The organism is Rhizobium sp. BK176 (genome assembly GCF_024808055.1).
In genome coordinates, this window is record NZ_JANUBV010000006.1 from 337,938 (window position 1) to 357,691 (window position 19,754).

Genomic DNA, 19,754 nt, shown 5'->3' on the forward strand with positions numbered 1-19,754 from the left:
GGTTCTCACCGCGCCATCGTTCCCGTCATTCCGCCGCGAGGGCCGGCGGGTGCATCGCCTCCGCCTCTTCCGCTGCATTGCCGTTCGCTGCACCCTGCGCCGCCGCCGTCTTCGGCTCCTTGCCGAAGAACAGCGCATAGGCCGCAGGCAGCACTAGGATCGTCAATACCGTGGCAACCAGAATGCCGCCCATCATGGCGTATGCCAGCGGCCCCCAGAAAACGCCACGTGAGATCGGGATTAGCGCCAGAACCGCCGTCAGCGCCGTCAGCATGATCGGGCGGAACCGTCGTACCGCAGCACCAACGATCGCTTCCTGTCGATGCATTCCCGCCTTGATGTCCTGGTCGATCTGATCGACGAGAATGATCGAGTTGCGGATGATGATCCCGAGCAGTGCGATGACGCCGAGGATGGCAACGAAGCCGAACGGCGCACCCGATATCAGGAGGGCCGCAGCCGCACCGATGATCCCGAGCGGTCCGGTCGCAAGCACGAGCATCGCCTTGCCGAAGTGCTGCAGCTGCGCCATCAGCAGGAGAACGATGACGACGAGCATGATCGGCGCCTTCGCGGCAATCGAAGCCTGGCTTTCGGCGGAATCTTCCGCGCCACCCTGGATCTCGATCTTGTAGCCGGCCGGCAGGCTGTCGCGCAGCGGCTGCATGTCGGCATACATCTTCATGACGACATCGTTGGACTGAACGTCGTCAGGCAATGTCGCCCGGACGGTGATGGTCGGCAGACGGTCGCGCCGCCATTCGATCCCCTGCTCCAGAACCGGCACCACCTTGGCAACCTGGGAGACCGGGACGAAGCCGCCGAAATCCGTCGGCACGTAGACCGAATTGACGGCCGACAGCAGCGAACGATTGGCTTCCGGTTCGCGGGCAACGATCGACACCGTCTCCTCGCCGTCGCGGAAGTCATCGAGCGGCGCACCGGAGACTGCTGTCTGCAGCATCTGGCGTACTCGCTGTGAGGTGACACCGAGCGCACGGGCACGGTCCTGATCGATCACCAGCTTCATCGCCGGCACTGGCTCCAACCAGTCGTCATGGATCGCACCGAGTTGCGGATTAGCCTGGAACTTCGCCTTCACCTCATCGGCTATCTTGCGGACTTCCTGACGGTCCGGCCCCATGATGCGCATCTGCACAGGCCAGCCCGTCGGCGGGCCAAGGAACAGACGATCCACCTTGCCGCGGATATCGGGGAAGTCTTCGGCAAGAATCATCCGTAGCTTCACGATTAGGCGTTCACGCGCCGGCTCGTCGTTTGCCATGACGAGAAGCTGCGCGAAGTTCGGATTGCGAAGCTGCTGGTCGAGCGGGAGGAAGAAGCGCGGGGCACCCTCGCCGATATAGGTGGCAACGAATTTCTTGTCCTTGTCGCCCATGATTTTGGCTTCGAGCGCCTTTGCCTGCGTCTCGACTTCCTTGATGCTGGTGCCTTCAGGCAGCCACAGATCGACCAGGATTTCCGGGCGCGAGGACTGCGGGAAGAAATTCTGCGGGATGAACTGGAACGCCCAAAGACTGGTCGCAAAGGTCACCAGTGTCATCGCCACCACGATGATGCGATGACGCACGGCCCAGCCAACCGTCGCCCGAAGGCGTCGATAGAAGCTGGTATCGAAGGCATCGTGGTGTTCGCCCGCGTGATGGCGCTGCTTCAGGATCATGTAGCCGAGCCACGGCGTGAAATAGACAGCCACGAACCATGAGACGACGAGTGCAATGCCGACCACATAGAACAGCGTGCGCACATACTCGCCGGCGGTTGACGCCGCAAAGCCAACCGGAATGAAGCCGGCGGTGGTGATCAGCGTACCGGTCAGCATCGGGAAGGCGGTCGAGGAATAGGCGAAGCTTGCCGCTTCGATCTTCACAAGGCCTTCCTCTAGCTTTCGCTCCATCAACTCGACGACGATCATTGCGTCGTCGACGAGCAGGCCGAGCGCAATGATCAGCGCCCCGAGCGAGATGCGCTGCAGGTCGATCCCGAGTTCGTACATGATGGCGAAAGTCGCGGCGAGCACCAGCGGGATGGCGATCGCGATGACGAGACCGGAACGCCAGCCGATCGACAGGAAGGAGACGATCAACACGATGATCAACGCCTCGCCGAGCGCATGCATGAACTCGCTAATCGCGTCGGTGACGACGTCGGGCTGATTGGAGATCTGGTCGACGGCAACGCCGTAAGGTAGTGATCCCTCGAAGCGCTCGTAAGTGGCTTCGACATCCTTGCCGACATCGGTCACCTTGAAGCCCTTTGCCATGACGACGCCGACCTGGACGCTCTCGTGACCGTTGAAGCGATATTTGCGCTGATACGGATCTTCGAGGCCGGAATAGACGGTGGCTATATCGCCAAGACGCGTGACCTGATTGCCGGCCTTCAGCCGCAGTTCGCGGATGTCCTCGGCTTTCGTCACGTCGCCTTCGACGGAAATACGCACCGAACGCGTGCCGGTATCGACGGACCCGGCGGGATCGACGTTGTTCTGGCCCTTGATAGCGTTCTGCAGGTCGAGCACGGTCAGCCCCCGCTCGGCCAGCGCCTTCGAGGAGACGTCGACGTAGATCTTCTCCGGTTGGTCGCCGATGATGACCGCCTTTTCGACGCCCGGCGTCGTCAGCAGCATGTCACGCGCCTGGATCGCGAACTTCTTCAGCTCGGGATAACTGTAGCCATCTCCGCTGATCGAATGCAGCGTGATGTAGGTATCGCCAAATTCGTCGTTGAAATAGGGGCCGAGCAACCCTTCCGGCAGCTCATTGGAGATATCGCCGACCTTCTTGCGCACCTGGTAGAAGGCGTCAGCCACCTGTTCGCTATTGGTGTCGCCCTTGACCTGCAGCGTGATGATGGCGCTGCCGGCCCGCGTATAGGACTTGACCCAATCGATATGCGGGGTTTCCTGCAGCTTTCGCTCGATCTTGTTGACGACCTGGTCTTCCATTTCCTGGATGGAGGCACCCGGCCAGATGGCCTGCACGACCATGACGCGGAACGTAAAGTCGGGATCTTCCTTCTGGCCCATGCGCATCAGGCCAAGGACGCCGGTGATCAGGATCAGGCCGAACAGGAAGCGTGCGATGCTCGGATGGCCGATTGCCCAGCGTGATAGGTTAAATGGGCGTTTTTCGGCGTTGGAGTTGTCCATGGTCATAATCCTCTCCTGACCAGGTCTCAGCGAATGACGTCGCCGGTTTCGGCTTGCGCCGACTGCTGCTCCGGCAGCTTGACCTTGAGGTTCTCGGCCATGAACTGCGTGCCAGCCGCGACGACGAGATCGCCGCTTTTCAACCCGTCGGCGACATGGACGCCGCCACCGGTGAAGTCCGCCACCTTGATTTCGCGGGCGTGAACCGTCGAGGCGTTGCGATCGACGACCCAGACGATCTTCTTGCCTTCACGTTCGGCGAGCGCGCTTAGCGGAATAGCGACGTCGGTCTCAGCATTGCCAACAGCGGCTTCGATCGTCGCCGTCATGCCAAGCAGCACCCGATCATCTGTCGGGAGGCTGACACGAACGGAAAAGGTGCGCGACTGGGGATCGGCGCTGCCGGAAACCTCGCGTACCTTGCCGTCGAGCACCAGTTTGCTGTCGGACCAGAAGGTGGCTTTCACAGTCTTGCCTGGCTTGAACTGTGCAATGTCGTTCTCGGGAACGGCGATCTGCACTTCCTTCTCGCCGTCCAGCGCGACCACGGCTACAGGCGTCCCGGCAGCAACAACGGCGCCGGTGTCGGCACTGATCGATGTCACGATACCATTCCGGTCAGCCTTCAGCTCGGTATAGACAACCTGGTTTTTTGCCTGGTCGAGCGACGAAGCAGCAGCATCGCGCGTTGAGACTGCCTGATCGTAGCTGAGAGCCGCCTGTTCCATCTGCGATTTTGCCGTGACGCTCTTATCGAACAGCTGCTGAGCGCGCTTGTTGGCAAGGTCGGCGGTCGCCACACCCTTTTCGGCGGCGGCAAGGTTTGCTTCGGCGGTTCTGACCGCCAGCTCGTAGTCGGTCGGATCGATTTCGGCGAGCAGATCACCAGGCTTGACGCGATCGCCAATGTTGACACGACGGTCGGTGATCTTGCCGGCGACGCGGAAGCCGAGATTCATCTCGACGCGGGCCTTCACGGCACCGGAATAGTCCAGCGCACGCGTACCGCGAGCCTCGGCAATTTCCACCACCTTGACCGGGCGGATGATCTCTTTCGTTTCGGCCTTCTTCTCCTCGCTGCAGCCAGATATGGCAAGCGTAACGGCGCCGAGGAGCGCGAAAGTGGCAAACGACGGCAACTGCACTGTCTTCAGCGAAATCATCTTTCGCACTCCTGAAATCGTTTATCGGTTGATCTGCGGCTTTTACCGCTCGTTATTTTTTCAGCGCCCGGATCGAGAACTCGACCAGTTCGTCAACAGTGGCGCGGTTGGTCTTGGCAAGACATTGCGCCACCATCTGCGGATGGCAGAGGGTGACGGTGGCCGCCCCGAAGCAGCGTGAGGCGACATCCGCATCCTGCTCGGCAAATTCGCCGGCAGCGATCCCTTCGCGGATCACGTCAGCGAGCAATTCATGAATACTGTCGACATGCTTTTCGATGACGTGCCAGTCACGCTCGATGGCGACGACGACCATCTCGTGCACCTTTTCCTGGTCGAGCATGGTGTCGACCGTCATCTGGTATTGGCCCTGCACGAACCTGCGCAGCCGATCGGAGGCGCTGATCTGCAGGTGGCAGGCATCGTAGGCCATCTGGTAGCTGGCAGCGAGCATGCGGCCGCAGATCGCCTGATGGATTTCCACCTTCGAGGCAAAGAAGCGGTAGACATTCGCCGGCGACATGCCGAGATCGCGCGCAATGTCGGCAACGGTGGTTTTGGAGTACCCATAGTGACGGAAAAGGCGCTCGCCAGCGTCAAGAATGCGCGTCACATTCTCCTGGCGAGCCAATTCGATGGTGTTTTCCGCTGCATCGGCAACCAACTTCATGCACCTCATTTACGACTGACGATTTTTGAATTTCGTCAGTCGTAAAATAACAATCGTAATATGTCAACGTTTTCTTGGGAACGGGACAACCAATCCGATGCCGTCAACGTCCAAGCTAGGGAAGTCACTGTGTTCGAGTGGGCGATGTATGCAGGATGCCGTAGGCAAGCGGTATCGCCCGCTGGCTAAGTCACGGCGCAATTGCCTTCAGATGCATGGGGCCGAAAGAACCATGCGGCTGACAAAGTGCCGACGCTGATGCGCGGCACTCGGCCTTAGGTCATAGCTCAGGCGAGCTTGACTTCAAGAGAGATCGGGACCGCCGAGAGTGCCTTCGATACCGGGCATCCGGCCTTGGCTTTGTTGGCGAGTTCGATGAACGTCCGCTCGTCGGTGTTCGGAACCGTTCCCGTCAGCGTAAGGTGGATCGCCGTGATGGCGAAGCCGCCTTCGACGCTTTCGAGCGTCACCTTCGCTGTCGTCTCCATGTCGGTCGCCTTGAGACCGGCTTCCTCGAGGATGAGCGAGAGAGCCATCGTGAAGCATCCGGCATGGGCCGCGCCGATCAGTTCTTCCGGATTGGTACCCGGAATGCCTTCAAATCGGCTTGAGAAGCCATAGGGATAGTGCTTCAGCGCGCCGCTCTGTGTGGAAATTTGTCCCTTGCCGTCCTTCAGTCCACCGGACCACTGCGCTGAACCTGTACGATTGATCTGCATGCCGTCCTCCTGTTTGGATTCAGAGGAAGCGGGCTATCGCCGCTTCGCCAGCCGAAAGAGGCAACCTGCCTCTTCGACGCGATATAATCCTCTATCGGCGGAAGGCGACAACGCCGTGAAATTTCTTCGAGCGACAAGCAGGCAGGAAGCTGTCAGATCTCGATCCGCGCTGTGTCGAGCGTATAAAGCTCCTGCGCGCGTTTGACACCGCGGAGCGCATAGCGACCGATGCAGGCAAGCGCGCCCCGTTCTTTCTCAGGGATCGTTGCTGCAAACTCCGACGACATCAGCACGTTGAGATCGACCGATCGGCACATCGAGGCAATCCGGCTGACTTCGTTCACAGCGGGTCCGATGACGGTGAAGTCGAGCCGCTCGCGACTGCCGATGTTTCCGTAGAAAACATCGCCGATGTGCAGGCCGATATAGACCTCCGTCGTCGGGCGCCCTTCCTCCGCCCGCTCCTCGTTCAACGCCTTCAGCTTCTGCCGCAGCAATCGCTCTGCTTGCAGCGACGCGGCGCAGGCCTCGTCGGCCTGGTCGGCCTTGAAGATCGCCAGCACCCCATCGCCGATCAGCTTCAACACATCGCCGCCTGCCTCGTGTATCGCGGAAATGACCACATCGCTGTAGGCATTCAGCATCGGCAGAATCTCTTCAGGCGGCGCGCTGTCAGATATCTTGGTGTAGTTCAGAAGATCCGAGAACCACAGGGCCGCGGAGATTCGCTCCGACTTACCGCGCGTGATCTTGCCTTCCAGCACTTGCCGCGCGGCATCGTCGCCGAGATATACCTCGGCAATCGTCCGTGCGATCCGCGCAAGCGCAATGCATTTGATCGCAAGCGCCAGGACCGGCACCAGCTTTCGCAGGATGATGAGGTCGTGGTCTGAGAACCCCTCGGGACTGCGCGTGGCGAAGTGAGAAAAGAAGCAGTCCATCTCGCCGATCGTGCCCGCCTTCTCGAACCGATGGACCATCGCGACGAAGTCGGTGTGGCCCTGCTGGAGCATCGATTCGAGCATGACGAAGTCGGTCGGATCGCCAAAGCCGATGCGCCGTCTGACCTCGTTTTCTTTGCCGGCCCAAAGATAGTAGAAGGCGGATCGCTGCCAACTCTCCAGCGCCGCGCCATCGCTGGAGGGGCCATATTCGAATTCGGCTTCGATCTCCTCGCGGCTATCCCAGCGAAACGCCCTGCCTTCGTGCACGGGATGAAGCGTGTCCATCAGGGCCATGCCGCGATCAAGTGGAAGGCCGCGCTCACGACAGGCTTCACAAAACCCGATCAGGAGTTCGGCTTCCGAGGCGCCCTTCAGCCCCTGCTCGGTCAACCAGGCCGCAACGGTCCCTACATCACTGTATTCCATGCCGTTTCCCTCGCTCATGCGAAAGCTGTATCGCGATTTCGCCGACAAGGGAAAGGCAAACCTCAGCCCGCAGCAGGCATGTTGTAAGGTGTGACAATTTCCACCGACGACAATGCCGGAGCCGCGATTCCACCGCTCGCCGAGCGGCTCATCACGGCGCGAAAGGCCGAGCGGGCATCCGTGCGCAGATCATGGTGTAGCACGAAGCTGATCTTGCGACCTGTGAGCAGTGCGCGATTGTCGGCGTCTAGATCATGCGCAACGAAGACGCGAATCGAACGCTGCGCCGCCTCGAAGGCTGCAAGCACGGCTCGGTTTCCGCCGCCGATGGAATAGACAGCGTTGATCGCCGCATCCGCCGCAATTGCCCGAGCCGCCAGCGTGCCCGTCGCCGCGTCCGTGCCATGCCCTTCGCTGATTTCGGTTACCGAGATGAGCGGATAGCGTTCACGCAGAACACGACGAAAACCGATCTCCCGCTCTTCCTCGCCGCGAAACCGCCCGCTGGATAGCGTGACGAGGACGCGCCCCGGCGCTTTGCCAAAATGCTCGCCGATGAGATAAGCAGCCGTCTCTCCGGCTGCGCGGTTGTCGGCCCCGGCGTAAGCGCTGCGCGACGAATTTGGCAGGTCCGTCACCAGCGTGACCACCGGAATTCCCGCATCAGTCGCCCTGGAAACGGCAGCGGCGACCTCAGGAACATCCGGGGCCTTCAAGACGATGCCGTTGGTGCCGCGCAGCCGGATCCGGTCGAGCAGTTGCACCAGTTCAGCTTGCTTCATCACCTCGGCAAAATGGAAGCGGCACCGAAATACCGTTGGCAAGAACGTCGCGACCTCCGCTTCGAAAGCGTCGCGAACGGCAGTGCTGAAGCGTTCCGGTGTTTCCATGACGACATCGATCGCGAGCTTGCGCCCGCTGACTTCGCCACCAATCTGCTGTTTCTCCAGCTCCGCGATCGCAGCTCGCACCCGCATCATCGTCTGATGCCTGACACCGCTCCTGCCATTGAGAACGCGATCCACCGTCGCAGTGCTCAGCCCGGCCTGAAAGGCGATATCCTTGACGAGAAACCGATGTGCCATGCAGTCTATCCTGATGGTTTTTTGATGGATTCCTGATCTATAACAGACCCGTCGGCGGCGTATAGTGCCCTCATCGGAACGGGAGGAGCACCATGAAAACCGACAACCTACAGAAACTGCGGGCCGATCGCGTCTGGCTGACCGAGGATTCCTGCGATCTCGCCGACTTCCGCAAGCTTGCCGAGAAGACAACGGCTCTGGCCGACTATCCGACGGCTGACGCCGTGGAAAAGAACATTCTGATCTATGACAGCGCCAAGGTCATTGCAGCGATCGCCAGCCCCGAAGGCCGCAAAGCGGTGCTCGCCGAGATCTGCGAGGCCTTCGGCGAGGGCCCGGGCGTCATCGTCTTCAAGCGCGCCTACAGGGATACCGGTATCATCGACCGTGCCAGCGCAATATTCGACGAGATCATCGAGGAGCAACATCGGACCGCAACCGGCGGCGGCGATCACTTTGCCAAGCCAGGCGCCAATGACCGCATCTGGAACTCGCTGGAAAAACACTGCCTTGCCGATCCGGAGAATTTCGCAGAATACTATGCAAATCCGATCGTCGCGATCGCAAGCGAGGCCTGGCTCGGCCCGAGCTACCAGATGACGGCGCAGGTCAACCGGGTCAATCCGGGCGGCGCGGCGCAGTCCGCGCACCGCGACTACCATCTCGGTTTCCAGTCTTCCAAGGTGATCGAGCAGTTCCCGGCGCATGTGCATAGGCTCTCGCCGGTGCTGACGCTGCAGGGCGCCGTCGCTCATTGCGACATGCCGCTCGAAAGCGGACCCACCCTCTTTCTGCCGCACAGTCAGACCTATGAGCCGGGCTACCTCGCGCTCAAGCGCCAGGAATTCAAGGATTACTTCGAAACGCATCATGTCCAGCTGCCGCTCAAAAAGGGCGACGTGGTGTTCTTCAATCCGGCCCTGTTCCACGCAGCCGGCACAAACCGCTCGACCGACATCAAGCGCGTCGCCAATCTGCTGCAGGTTTCCTCCGCATTCGGTCGCGCCATGGAATCCGTGAACCGCGAGCGCATGAGCGCAAAACTGTTCCCGGCATTGAAGTCTCTGAGAGGAAAACTGTCCGAAACCGAAATCGGCAACGCGGTTGCCGCCTGCGCCGAGGGCTACTCCTTCCCGACCAACCTCGACCGCGACCCGCCAATCGGGGGCCTTGCCCCGAAGACGCAGGCGCAACTGATGCACGAGGCCCTGCAGGAAGATTGGGACGATGCGCGGTTCACGTCGGCACTGGCGCAACAGAGCGAGCGACGACTGAGCTGACGCATCCGCGTCAACAAAATTAGCTCCCGGCGCCCACCGTGTCGGGAGCTTTCGGCATATTGACCATCATTCAAAGGAGGAGTGCATGACAACAGACCACAGCCGCTTCGACGGCAAAATCGCGATCGTAACGGGCGGTACGCAAGGGCTTGGCGCGACAATCGCCCGCCTCTTCGCCGAGCGCGGGGCCAAAGGCCTCGTCATTTGCGGGCGCAACGAGCAGAAGGGCAAGGCGAAAGCCGACGAGATCGCCGCCGCCACCGGAGTCAAGGTCGTTTACGTGAAGGCCGATCTCGGTCAGGTCGAGGATGCGAAAAACGTCGTTCATGTCTGCGACCAGACGTTTGGCCGCGTCGATGCGCTGGTGAACGCGGCGGCCATCACCGACCGCGGCACCATCCTCGATACCAGCCCGGAACTCTTCGACGCCATGTTCGCCATCAACGTCCGCGCGCCGTTCTTTCTGATGCAGGAAACGGTGAAGGTAATGCGGCGCGAGAAGATCGAGGGCACCATCGTCAATATCGGCTCCATGTCGGCCAAGGCAGGGCAGCCGTTCATCGCCGCCTATTGCGCCTCCAAGGGTGCCTTGGAAACCCTCACGAAGAACACCGCCTACGCGCTGCTTCGCAACCGCATCCGTGTCAACGGCCTCAACATCGGCTGGATGGCATCCGAGGGTGAGGATCGCATTCAGCGGGAATTCCACGGAGCACCGGCCGACTGGCTCGAAAAAGCGGCGGCCAGCCAGCCGTTCGGCCGCCTCGTCGATCCGGAGGAAGTGGCACGCGCCTGCGCCTATCTTTCCTCGGCGGAATCCGGCCTCATGACCGGATCGATGATCTGCTTCGACCAATCGATCTGGGGCGCCTATGACGGTTCGCCGCATCCGGACACAGCCCTCTGAAAAAATGCGAAGCCGGACGCCTTTGCCGGCGCCCGGCTCTGGAACACATCACCGTTTACGTTTACGAAGAGCGTCATCACATCGCTTGGGAGGAGCTGGCCTGTGTTGGAAGATGCGCTCTATGACATCCGTGACGATCGCTTCACTGGCTTGATTGCAGGCAGCGCCCGGCTGGAGGAGCTCTATAGCGGTTGCCGCTGGGCAGAAGGCCCCGTCTGGTTCTCGGACCTGAATTGCCTGATTTGGAGCGACATCCCCAATGAGCGGATGATGCGTTGGGTGCCCGACGGCAGTGTCTCGGTTTTCCGCTCACCGTCCAATTACGTCAACGGCAACACCCGCGACCGCCAGGGCCGGCTGATCTCCTGCGAGCATGGCGGCCGGCGCGTCACCCGTACTGAATTCGACGGCCGCATCACGGTGCTGGCCGACAGCTACAAAGGCAAGCGACTGAACTCTCCGAACGACGTCGTCGTCAAGTCGGACGGTTCGATCTGGTTCACCGATCCGAGCTACGGCATCATGTCCGACTATGAAGGCCACAAGGCCGAGCCTGAACAGGAAACCCGCAACGTCTACCGCATCGACGCTCCGACGGGAGAGATCGAAGCTGTCGCCACCGATTTCATCCAGCCCAATGGCCTTGCCTTTTCGCCTGATGAAAAGCAGCTCTACATTGCCGATTCCGGCTCGCGTAACCATGAGGTCCCCCGCCACATCCGCGTTTTCGACATCGTCGACGGCAAAAAGCTCGCGAACAGCCGGTATTTCTGCTCGATTGACAGCGGCGTGCCGGATGGCTTCCGCTTCGACGTCAGCGGTAACCTCTGGACCAGCGCTGCCGACGGCGTTCATTGCTTCGCGCCCGACGGCACACTGCTCGGCAAGATCAAGGTGCCGCAGACGGTCTCAAACATCGCCTTCGGCGGCGTGAAAAAGAACCGCCTCTTCATCACCGCCACCCAATCGCTCTATTCGATTTACACCACCACCAACGGCGCCCAGTATCCATAGGATAGCACCACGCGCCATCGAACCAGAACGTCAGCGCTGCCTAGCAAGCTAGGCATCTCCACCCGGAAAGACCCACCGATGCTTGAATTTTCCTGCGCCCTTCAACGGCGCCAATCCGTTCGCACCGCTTTTTCCATGGGAGCCTGAGATGCGTTCCGTTGTTTCTTTCAACGAGAGTTGGAGTTTCCGTGAGGGCTTCGGCCAGCGTCTGCTCGAGGGCTTCGACGGCGCGGCGACCGTTAGCTTGCCGCATACGGCCGTTGAATTGCCTTTCAACTACTTCGACGAGAAGAGCTACCAGCGGGCATTCACCTATCAAAAGATCCTGCGCTGGATGCCCGAGTTCGAGGGTCGTGAGGTCTCGCTGGTCTTCGACGCCGCCATGGCCGATGCCGTCGTTTATCTCAACGGCGAAGAAATCATCGCCCACAATGATGGCTACACGCCGTTCGAGGCCCGCCTCACCGGCAGGCTGGTCATCGGCGACAATCTGGTCACTGTAAAGATCGACGGGAGCGAAAACCCCGCGATTCCGCCCTTCGGCGGTCGTATCGACTACCTCACCTATGCGGGCATCTATCGGGACGTCTGGCTGAAGGTCACGGACCCTATCTCGGTTGCCAACCTGAAGATCGAAACCCACAACGTGCTGGCTGAGGAAAAGTCGGCCAGCGTGCGTATCGATCTTGCCAATCCGCAACAGCTCACCTTCCTGGGCTCAGTATCGGCGTCGCTGAAGGATGAAGATGGGCGCGTGCTCGCCACCGTGTCCGCAGAAACGACCGGCGAAAATCCTACGCTCGTTTTCGATAGCCTGACCGGCATGTCGCTCTGGGATATCGACGACCCGGCACTCTACGAAATTACCGTCGAATTGAAGACAAGCCACGGTTCCGACCGGGTCTCCTCGAACTTCGGCTTCCGCACCGCCGAGTTCACGACCGGAGGTTTTCTTCTCAACGGCCGGCCGATGAAGCTTCGCGGTCTCAATCGTCACCAGGCTTTCCCCTATGTCGGCTATGCCGCGGGCAGATCAGCCCAGGAGCGCGACGCCGACATCATGAAATCGGTGCTGAAGTGCAACATCGTCCGCACCTCGCACTATCCGCAATCGAAATGGTTCCTCGATCGGTGCGATCGCATTGGCCTTCTGGTCTTCGAGGAAATTCCGGGCTGGCAGCATATCGGCGACGAGGAGTGGCAACGGGAATCGATCCGCAACGTCCGTCGCATGATCGAACGCGACTGGAACCATCCCTCGATCATCATCTGGGGCGTTCGCATCAACGAGTCACAGGACAGTCACGACTTCTATGTCGAGACGAACCGGCTTGCCCGGGCGCTCGACCATACGCGACAGACCGGCGGCGTCCGCTACATAACGGACAGCGAACTGCTCGAAGACGTCTACACGATGAACGACTTCATCCTCGGCAACGAGGAGCTGCCCGGCAATAACCGCCCGCGCACAGCGCTCCGCCCGCAGCAGGAATCCACCGGCCTGTCGTATAAGGTGCCCTACATGATCACCGAGTTCGGTGGCCACATGTATCCCACCAAGATCTACGACCAAGAAGCCAGGCAAGCCGAACATGTTCGCCGGCATCTCGAAGTGCTGAATGCAGCCTATGGCGATCCTGATATCGCGGGCGCGATCGGCTGGTGCATGTTCGACTACAACACCCACAAGGACTTCGGCTCCGGCGACCGGATCTGCTACCACGGCGTCATGGACATGTTCCGCGAACCGAAGTTTGCCGCCTATGTCTATGCCAGCCAATGCGATCCGTCTGACGAGATCGTCATGAAGCCCGTCACTTTCTGGGCGCGCGGTGAGCGCAATATCGGAGGCGTTCTGCCGTTGATCATTCTGACCAACTGCGACGAGATCGAATTGCGATACGGCTCGCTGACGAAGCGGATTGGGCCGGACCGCGAGAACTACCCGCATCTGCCACACCCGCCTGTCGTTCTTGACCATCGTCACTTCACGCCTGACGAGCTTGGCACGTGGGGGCTTGAATGGATCGATGGCGAATTCACCGGCTACATCGCCGGCGAACCCGTCGCCAGTTTGACCCTTGCAGCCGATCCGCTGCCAACAACGCTGCAGGTCGCCGCCGACAGCACGACGCTGAAGGCGCGCGAACGCGACACGACCCGCGTTATCATCCGAGCGCTTGATCAGATGGGACAGCGCCTGCCTTTCATGAATGACAATGTCACGGTGCAGGTCGATGGGCCGGCAAAAATCGTTGGGCCGGCATCGGTACCGCTACAGGGCGGCACTGTCGGCTTCTGGTTGGAGGCGACCGGATTGACCGGTACGATCAGCCTACAGGCAAATTGCAGCCGTTTCCCCGCGGTCAAGATCGAACTGGCGGCCGTTTGAGCAGATAGTCGGCACGCCCGATATGGCGGGGCGTGCCATCAGCCGGACTGCGCCGGCTGCACCGACCGGACGGTCCCGTTGTTATCGACGACGCATGAGAACTTCTTGCCGCCGGCGTCGAGATCGACGGCGAAGGTGCCGTCGGGTAATTGCCGAGATGCGGTGGGCAATACCTTGGCGTTCGGACCGTCAACCCCGGCAGCAGAATTGGCGCAGAGCAGCTGCAGATCCGCCGGAGCCGTCTGCAGCGTGGTGCGGGCCATGCTTTCAGGCGCCGGTGGCGTCGGTGTGCAAGCGCCAAGCAGCGCCGCACTCGTCATTGCGGCCATCAGCCGACCGATCGAAATTCCCTTCGCAGTGTTCTGCAGCAAAATCCTGTCCCCCGACTAGATTGTCTGTTTCCGGCGCGACGCCGTCCCCATTCTCAGACGCCCTTGTAGAGCGCCGCCCCCTGCATCAACACGATGACCTTGGCGCCGATCTTGATCCGCGATGCAAGATCAGTGATGTCATTGTTATTCATGCGGATGCAGCCTGACGACACATCAAGGCCGATCGTCCAGGGCTCAGCGGTACCATGGATGCGGTAGATCGTGTCCTGATCGCCTTCGTAGAGATAGAGGGCCCTGGCACCCAGTGGATTTTCCGGTCCGCCAGGCATTCCGGCCGCCCATTTGGCCGCATTTGGGTCGCGCGCCACCATTTCGGCCGGCGGCGTCCAGGTAGGCCACTCCGCCATCCGACCAACGCGCACGATCCCAGCCCAGCCGAAGCCTTCGCGCCCCACACCGATACCATACCGGATTGCCTGCCCGCCCGGCTGGACAAGGTAAAGAAAATGCTGGTTGCCATCGATGATGATCGTTCCCGGCGGCTCCGCCGTTCGGAACGTCACCGTCTGCATTCGGAATGCTTCTGGCGCCTGGTTGTTGCGTGCATAGTACTGGCGCGCCTTCTTCTTGTCGTAGTTCACCCAGGTATGCGTTTTGGAATCATAGATTTGTGTCTGCGCCCAAGCGGCGAGCGGGCCAATACACACGCCCGCTGCAATCAGAGCCGCCGTCAACTTGCGTGTGCGCCGAGTCTTTTTCGCCTTCGCCGGAAGTTCGTCGCGTGCCATCATTTGCTAGCCCACCCATCCACACGCTTTGCGTTGTCGGCGACCCATTTTGTCGCGTAGTCGAGCGGCGGGACGCGCTCGACTTCGAGCGCATAGCTCATCGCCGTCGCCTCTTCCGGCGTGAAATCGATCTTTTCCAGGAACGAGGCGATGTCCGGGTGTTTCTTTGCAAAAGCAGCCGCGTAGCCAATGCGGAAATTGGCGGTGTCCCAAGCTGTCGATGCCGTCGACTTGGTGATCCAAAGCGGATCGTTGGCACCGACCAGCTGCCACTTGCTGGCATCGTGCGGCGGCTCCGCGAGGCGCACGATCTTATGCAGGTCAAAGATGAAGTGGGGTGCGTAGCAGGCAAAGACCAGCGGCTGGTTCGTGGCGATGGCGATGTCCAGTCCCGCCAGCGCGACTTCCTCTTCCGATTCGACCAACGTCAGGTCCTTGGCATAGCCGTAGGTGTTCGCTCTGACACGTTCGATCCCCGTCGAGGCCCATGCCGGTGCGCCAAGCCACATCTCGCCCTTGCCATCACCGTCAGTATCGAGAATCTTCGTCTTTTCCGGATCGCTGAGGTCGGTGATCGACTTCAGGCCCTTTTCGGCGGCAGCGGGCGTCGCGCAGATGCCCTGCCATGCCGGCACGCCATGCTTGGCGAGAACCACGACGCCCTTCTCGGTGACGAAGGTCTTGATGACGTTTTCAAGATTGGGCTGCCAGACCTCCGGCTGGATGTCGACAGTGCCTTTCTCCATGCCGTTGAAGGCGAGCAGCGTCCCAAGCTCCTGCACATCGGCATTAAGCCCGAACTCCTTAGCAATACTGACCTTGAGGATATTTGCCGTCGCCTGCCCCGAGGGCCAGTTCGGCATCGCGATCACCAGATCGGCGCCAAAGGCCGCACTGCTCACTGCGAGCGCTGCGGCAAAAACGGATGAAAAGAGCCCTGAACATGCTACGCACTTCGTCATGCCTGCCCCCCAAATATGCGAGAAAGGTAGAAATGCACGTCACATCTTGCAGGCGAACATGCATAAAGCGCTTACATCCGTCAAGTCGAGTTGACGTTCACGTTTGGCCCTACCGAAGGCAGTTTTCGCGTGCCCAAGCGCTGGTGCGGACGGCCATGGTCGTGAGGTGATCGGCGACGGAGAAGCCGGAAATTTTCTTCCTCGGCGCAAGATCGTGATCGCCGTCTTCAAGCCAAAGGACTGATATTGCCGGGGAAAGCGGATAGGTCGAAACCTCTTCACGAGTCCCGAATTCGTCGCGCGTCCCTTGGCAAATGAGCGTTGGCGTGCGCAGATTTTTGAGGTGCGCCGTGCGCAGTTGCTGCGGCTTGCCGGGCGGATGAAAAGGATAGCCGAGGCACAACAATCCACAGATCGCGCCCTCCGCGTGCAGGTCGTCGGCTACCATGCTCGCCACTCGCCCACCCATGGACTTGCCGCCAATAATAAGCGGCCCGGAGCTCGCAAGCGCCCTTACCGCGTCCCTGTATTCCGGAATCAAGGTTTCCGCTTTCGGCGGTGGCCTTCGAGCATCGAACGTCCGGCGAGCGGCCATGTAGGCGAATTCGAAGCGCGCAATCCGGAACCCGACTGCGGCAAGAGCTTCGGCGGCGGCGGCCATGGATTTGGAGTCCATAGGCGCACCGGCGCCATGTGCAAGCAGGATCGTCGCTGCAGGATTGTCCGGGCCAGTGATCAGGAAGTTTTCGCTCATTGCGATGTCATAGCGCAATGAGCGAGGCACCACCATCTTGGTGGAAAGAAACAGACGCTGTCAGTGGAATTTCGGCATGTCGGGAAGTGCCGAGAATTCTTCGCTGATCATTTCGCTCATCGCGACCAGAATTTCCTTGCGGGAGAATCCCGACCGCTCGAGTTGCAGGATCATCTGGTCGAGATCCAACTCGAGCTGACCACGGCAGCAGGCCACCCGATCGGCAGAAACGAGGAGAATTTCTTCAAGGATCAGCATCGCTTCGCTCCTAATTTCCAGAAGCAACCTGCGACAGCGCTAAATGTTCCAACGTCACCCATCAACGTCCCTCGGCGCAGCACGATGCGGTCCGGTCGAAATCGTGCTCAGTTGAGCCGGTTTCCCTCGACCGAAAAGAGATGCGCCTTGGACAAGTCGGGCGCCACCTTTATCCGTTCGCCCGGCTGCAACGCGACCCGGTCATGCAGCACCATCGCTGCCGTCTGCGTTCCGATCTCCATGATTACATGTGTTTCTGCTCCCGTCGGCTCCACCACCACAACGGTCGCCAAGACGCCCTCCGCGGCAATGGTGAGGTGTTCCGGTCGGATGCCGTAGGTGTGAACGTCAGCCGGCATCTCGCAACGCGGCATGGGAAGCCTAACACCCTGGTCCAGACAAAATTCCTGATTCACGACGCTGCCTTCAAACAGGTTCATCGCCGGCGAGCCGATGAATGTCGCAACGAAGGTGTTGATTGGCCGATCGTAGAGTTCGAGTGGTCTGCCGACCTGCTCGATCTGCCCGGCGCGCATGACGACGATCTTGTCAGCCATCGTCATTGCCTCGATCTGATCGTGGGTGACGTAGACAGTTGTCGTTTTCAGCCGCTGGTGCAGTTCCTTGATCTCGGCGCGCATCGTCACCCGCAATTTGGCGTCGAGGTTCGACAGAGGTTCGTCAAACAGGAAGACTTTCGGGTGGCGTACGATCGCACGTCCCATCGCCACGCGTTGCCGCTGGCCGCCGGACAATTGCTTCGGCAGGCGGTCGAGCAGCGGCTCAAGTGCCAGAATGTCCGCAGCCTCCTGTACGCGCCGGCCGATCGCCGCCTTGTCCTGCCCCTGTAGCTTGAGCGCAAAGCCCATGTTCTCCGCCACCGTCATGTGCGGGTACAGAGCGTAGCTCTGGAAGACCATCGCGATATCGCGTTCCTTCGGCGCCACATCATTGACGACACGCCCGCCGATGCGGATCTCTCCGCCGCTAATGTCCTCCAGTCCGGCAAGCATGCGCAACAAGGTCGACTTGCCGCAGCCGGATGGTCCGACCAGCGTGACGAACTCACCATCCTCTATATCCACGGACACGCCATGGATCACGGGGATGGCGCCATATTGCTTGCGAACCTGTTCGATCGCGACGGATGCCATGCTACTTCCTCCCTACGTTCAGAGCTTGATTTGCCAGACGCGAGCAGCCGCGACGCTGTCGGTGGCGGCCTTCATCGTTGCGGATCGTACTGCCGCAAAGCTCGGAATACGCTTCGTTCCGACCCATCGGCCTTTATCCGCGAAGACTTCGATTGAGCCGGTATCGATGAAGATCCGCACCTGCGCCGGCCTCGCGCCGGCAGCCAGATAGCGCGGAGACGGCTTGCCCGTTCCTGTATCGAAGAGGATCGCTAGCCCTTCGTCGTCGAGGCGCACGCCAAGGCCGATCTCGGGGTGGTCGAAACTGAGCTCGAAGGGTGCCCCGGCTTGCGTCAGATCGAGCAGAATTTCGGCGGCTCCGTCCACAAACTCCACGGTCGCGCCGGCCAGCAACCTGGCATCATCAAGAAGCTGGTGCCGCAGGCCATCGACGGCCTCCAGGGGCGGTGTCAGGACCGCGCGTCCATCAAGGAGAACGCGACGCGGCAACGTCATGGCGGTCGGAAAATCGACGATCTTGGAGACGTCCGTCCAATTCGCCAGCCAGGCCAGGCCGACAGGTCCATCATGGTCGACGAAGGCCTGGAAGGCGTAGGCGTCCGATCCGAAGTCGAGTTCCTGCTCAAATTCCGGTTGGAATTCGCGACCATCGAACCGACCGACGGTGACGGACGACATGTTGCGGCGTCCGGTCGCCGGATCGCGACTGGTCAGCAGGCCGAAAATCAGAGCCCAACGTGTCTCATCGCTTGCGACATTGCCCAGCGGGAGCATGCACGGGCATTCGGCGGCTGTCATGCCAAAGCGATCCTCGCGATGCAGGACGCCGACAAAGGTCCATCCGCCAGCGGCGTCTTCATTAGATGTTTCATAGAGGAGGATCACGCCGCCGGACCTGTCACGGCTGCCGACCAACATCTTCCAGAGACCGTCGGGTCCCTTGAACACATAGGGATCGCGAAAATCCAAAGTCAGCCCCAGTCCTTCGGGGCGCTCCGGCAGGGCAATCGAGGGATTACCCGCAGAAACCTGATCCGCACTGGTGGCCGAAAGCTGTATCTGCTCTTCCGGCTTCCGATCTCGCACCTGTTCGGTGAAAAAGACGCGGATCTGCTCTCCGCCGTCTGTCGCGATCGGGATGGCCGACCCGGAGAACGCGCCTCCGCGGCCATCATCACGCATCGAAAGTTCGGCTGCCGGGAATAGGAAGACCGGAAGGTGCGTCCAGTGCAGGTAGTCCTGCGAGACCGCATGCCCCCAATGCATGGTATTCCACCGCGAGCGATGCGGGTAGTGCTGGTAGAAAAGGTGTGCCTTTCCGCCGAAGCGGCCTAAACCATTGGGGTCGTTCATCCAGCCGAAGGGTGGACGGAAATGATACCCGGCGGGGAGTTGAGGCGGCGCATTCGCCGCTGCGAAGTGTAGCACGCGAATGCCCTCTTCCAGCACACTCGCTGGATCGAAGCTGTAGATCACTGAGACAGCCGTGATCGACGGCTCATAGCTCAGTACAACTCTGCCGCCTGCTGGCAGAACGATGGGCTGGAACTCAAACTCTTCTGTCCTCGTGGAAGCCACTGCGGCGAGCTCGACGCCCTCAACGGTGACCGAGACAGAAGCCGCAGTATCCGCAATGAGCGCCCTCAACCAGACATGGATCACGTCGCCTGCGCATAGGTCGGCACTCACATTCTCCCGAGACAGCGAGAGAGTTCCTGTTTGGATTGTCATCAA

The 19,754-nt window shown here is 60.5% G+C and carries 17 protein-coding genes; 4 read left to right on the top strand and 13 right to left on the bottom strand.

From position 1 onward, the window contains the following. Positions 1 to 25 precede the first annotated feature (25 nt). The 6 genes from FHT76_RS20715 to FHT76_RS20740 all read right to left on the bottom strand — a co-directional run bounded on the left by FHT76_RS20715 (position 26) and on the right by FHT76_RS20740 (position 8,179). Positions 26 to 3,172, bottom strand: coding sequence for an efflux RND transporter permease subunit (locus FHT76_RS20715; protein ID WP_259129102.1), 3,147 nt, complete (start codon positions 3,170 to 3,172; stop codon positions 26 to 28). 26 nt (positions 3,173 to 3,198) lie between these two features. Next, positions 3,199 to 4,335: an efflux RND transporter periplasmic adaptor subunit gene (locus tag FHT76_RS20720; RefSeq protein WP_183862486.1), complete on the bottom strand. Its 1,137-nt coding sequence runs from the start codon at positions 4,333 to 4,335 to the stop codon at positions 3,199 to 3,201. A gap of 52 nt (positions 4,336 to 4,387) precedes the next feature. Continuing rightward, a complete protein-coding gene (locus FHT76_RS20725; RefSeq protein ID WP_016556932.1) occupies positions 4,388 to 5,005 on the bottom strand; it encodes a TetR family transcriptional regulator in 618 nt (205 codons plus the stop codon). A 287-nt stretch (positions 5,006 to 5,292) separates the two neighbouring features. Then, a complete protein-coding gene (locus tag FHT76_RS20730; protein WP_114714333.1) occupies positions 5,293 to 5,724 on the bottom strand; it encodes an OsmC family protein in 432 nt (143 codons plus the stop codon). A gap of 152 nt (positions 5,725 to 5,876) precedes the next feature. Next, positions 5,877 to 7,094 (bottom strand): adenylate/guanylate cyclase domain-containing protein, encoded by a 1,218-nt coding sequence (locus FHT76_RS20735; protein ID WP_183862488.1) that lies wholly within the window; start codon positions 7,092 to 7,094, stop codon positions 5,877 to 5,879. Between the two features lie 62 nt (positions 7,095 to 7,156). Next, positions 7,157 to 8,179, bottom strand: a complete 1,023-nt coding sequence (locus FHT76_RS20740) for a LacI family DNA-binding transcriptional regulator (protein WP_183862496.1) — start codon at positions 8,177 to 8,179, stop codon at positions 7,157 to 7,159. 92 nt (positions 8,180 to 8,271) lie between these two features. On the opposite strand from FHT76_RS20740, the gene FHT76_RS20745 reads away from it, so the two are divergent. From FHT76_RS20745 to FHT76_RS20760, 4 genes are all read left to right on the top strand, one after another. After that, positions 8,272 to 9,459: a phytanoyl-CoA dioxygenase family protein gene (locus tag FHT76_RS20745; RefSeq protein ID WP_183862498.1), complete on the top strand. Its 1,188-nt coding sequence runs from the start codon at positions 8,272 to 8,274 to the stop codon at positions 9,457 to 9,459. Positions 9,460 to 9,544: 85 nt separating this feature from the next. Then, entirely contained in the window at positions 9,545 to 10,366 is an 822-nt protein-coding gene (locus FHT76_RS20750) for an SDR family oxidoreductase (RefSeq protein WP_259185776.1), read from the top strand. 102 nt (positions 10,367 to 10,468) lie between these two features. Further along, positions 10,469 to 11,380: an SMP-30/gluconolactonase/LRE family protein gene (locus tag FHT76_RS20755; RefSeq protein ID WP_183862500.1), complete on the top strand. Its 912-nt coding sequence runs from the start codon at positions 10,469 to 10,471 to the stop codon at positions 11,378 to 11,380. A gap of 148 nt (positions 11,381 to 11,528) precedes the next feature. Then, positions 11,529 to 13,772, top strand: a complete 2,244-nt coding sequence (locus FHT76_RS20760; RefSeq protein WP_183862502.1) for a glycoside hydrolase family 2 protein — start codon at positions 11,529 to 11,531, stop codon at positions 13,770 to 13,772. A gap of 38 nt (positions 13,773 to 13,810) precedes the next feature. Here FHT76_RS20760 and FHT76_RS20765 read toward each other — a convergent pair whose 3' ends face one another. From FHT76_RS20765 to FHT76_RS20795, 7 genes are all read right to left on the bottom strand, one after another. Next, entirely contained in the window at positions 13,811 to 14,101 is a 291-nt protein-coding gene (locus FHT76_RS20765; protein ID WP_405049284.1) for a hypothetical protein, read from the bottom strand. A 95-nt stretch (positions 14,102 to 14,196) separates the two neighbouring features. Further along, entirely contained in the window at positions 14,197 to 14,895 is a 699-nt protein-coding gene (locus tag FHT76_RS20770; protein ID WP_183862504.1) for a L,D-transpeptidase, read from the bottom strand. Beyond that, entirely contained in the window at positions 14,892 to 15,854 is a 963-nt protein-coding gene (locus FHT76_RS20775; RefSeq protein ID WP_183862506.1) for a glycine betaine ABC transporter substrate-binding protein, read from the bottom strand. Before FHT76_RS20775 ends, FHT76_RS20770 begins: the two co-directional genes overlap by 4 nt. 109 nt (positions 15,855 to 15,963) lie before the next feature. Beyond that, the gene (locus FHT76_RS20780) at positions 15,964 to 16,608 is read right to left on the bottom strand and encodes an alpha/beta family hydrolase (protein ID WP_183862508.1); all 645 of its coding nucleotides are present in this window, start codon (positions 16,606 to 16,608) and stop codon (positions 15,964 to 15,966) included. A 60-nt stretch (positions 16,609 to 16,668) separates the two neighbouring features. Continuing rightward, the gene (locus tag FHT76_RS20785; RefSeq protein WP_016556920.1) at positions 16,669 to 16,866 is read right to left on the bottom strand and encodes a hypothetical protein; all 198 of its coding nucleotides are present in this window, start codon (positions 16,864 to 16,866) and stop codon (positions 16,669 to 16,671) included. 107 nt (positions 16,867 to 16,973) lie between these two features. After that, the gene (locus FHT76_RS20790; protein WP_183862510.1) at positions 16,974 to 18,020 is read right to left on the bottom strand and encodes an ABC transporter ATP-binding protein; all 1,047 of its coding nucleotides are present in this window, start codon (positions 18,018 to 18,020) and stop codon (positions 16,974 to 16,976) included. Between the two features lie 18 nt (positions 18,021 to 18,038). Further along, a complete protein-coding gene (locus tag FHT76_RS20795) occupies positions 18,039 to 19,751 on the bottom strand; it encodes a GH32 C-terminal domain-containing protein (protein ID WP_183862511.1) in 1,713 nt (570 codons plus the stop codon). Positions 19,752 to 19,754 lie beyond the last annotated feature (3 nt).